2 protein-coding genes are annotated in these 1,200 nt (G+C 67.3%); both read left to right on the top strand.

The genetic code is table 11. The annotated features are described in order from the left end of the window. Positions 1 to 129 precede the first annotated feature (129 nt). Positions 130 to 588, top strand: a complete 459-nt coding sequence (locus EB084_26045; protein NDD31727.1) for an ATP-binding cassette domain-containing protein — start codon at positions 130 to 132, stop codon at positions 586 to 588. After that, the gene (locus EB084_26040) at positions 480 to 776 is read left to right on the top strand and encodes an ATP-binding cassette domain-containing protein (GenBank protein ID NDD31726.1); all 297 of its coding nucleotides are present in this window, start codon (positions 480 to 482) and stop codon (positions 774 to 776) included. The genes EB084_26045 and EB084_26040 overlap by 109 nt, the downstream gene beginning before the upstream one ends. Positions 777 to 1,200: the final 424 nt, after the last annotated feature.

The raw sequence follows: 1,200 nt of genomic DNA, 5'->3' as shown, positions 1-1,200 counted from the left end.
GGGCAGGTCAAGGCGCGCGTCAAAGCCCGATGAGTTGGCCTCGTGGCCAAGGTCTCGGTCCACCCCGTACCCCCACCGCTGCGTTCACGGGGGCGCCGGTGCTGATGAGGGTGACTCTGCGAGGAAGCCGTGGCTGAGCTTCTCGGCGCGGGCGACTGCGTCCGGCTTGTGGCGGCCGAGCTGCGCGCCGGGTCAGCGGTCGTGCTGAAGGACGTGGATGTGTCCTTCGAAGCCGGGCAGGTCCACGCGGTGGTGGGCAGCAACGGAAGCGGCAAGACCACGCTGCTGCGCGCGCTCGCCGGTGACGAGGTCGCCGGGGTTGCCGGTCTGTGGTGGTTCGGCGCCAACGCGCGTGCCCTCAGCGCGCGGGAGCAGGCGCGTGTCCGGGCGTCTGTCTTCGGCGACCCCATCCCCGCATTGAGTTCGTCTCCTTCGGCGTCCACACCACGTCGAGACCGGATGAGGTGCGGGAACTGGCCATGCAGGCGCTGGCCGCATGCTCAGTCGCGCACCACGCCTGCCGCAGTGTTGATGTGGTCTCCGGCGGGGAGTTGGCGCGGGTACGCCTGGCCCAGGCCCTGGCCATGAAACCGCAGCTGCTGATCCTGGACGAGCCCGATGCCGCGCTGGACCAGCAGGCACGGCTGGAGCTGCACGCGCTGCTGCGCTCTCTTCCTGCGACCGTGGTGTTCGTCTCGCACGACCTTGCCTCGGCGCAGCAGCATGCCGACCGCGTGTGGGAGCTGCGTGACGGGCGGCTGCACGCTCGCGTTTGACAGTTTGCTAAACGCCATCGTCTGCATGGCCAGATGCCTCATTTATCGAGCGTTTAACAAAGTGCTTGCCCCAATCTCCGCAAGGAGGCATTGACCCGCGGGGGGGGGGTAGTCAATGCTCCAACTACCCCCACTGCTTGACGGTGCCCGGCGCGAACGGGGGCGTTTGCCGGCGGTCATCGCTCCGCTGTAGATCTGCATGCCTTGACCGCACTTAACTAATCCTTTCTGTCACCTAGCCCCGCGGCGCGAAGCTGAAGAGATTCGGCATCTGACCGCGACCCATTGCCACCTTGTGCGTATCCCCCAGCGGGGACGTTTATGTCCGGCGCCCCCGTGAACGCAGCGGTGGGGGTACGGGGTGGACCGAGACCTTGGCCACGAGGCCAACTCATCGGGCTTTGACGCGCGCCTTGACCTGCCC

Source organism: Pseudomonadota bacterium, assembly GCA_010028905.1.
GTDB lineage: Bacteria > Vulcanimicrobiota > Xenobia > RGZZ01 > RGZZ01 > RGZZ01.
The sequence above is the reverse complement of the archived record's forward strand: the minus strand, read 5'-3'. Positions and strand labels throughout refer to the sequence as shown.

Excerpts from the sequence above, each read along its gene's own strand:
- EB084_26040 (NDD31726.1), top strand. The coding sequence starts at position 480 with ATGCAGGCGCTGGCCGCATGCTCAGTCGCGCACCACGCCTGCCGCAGT.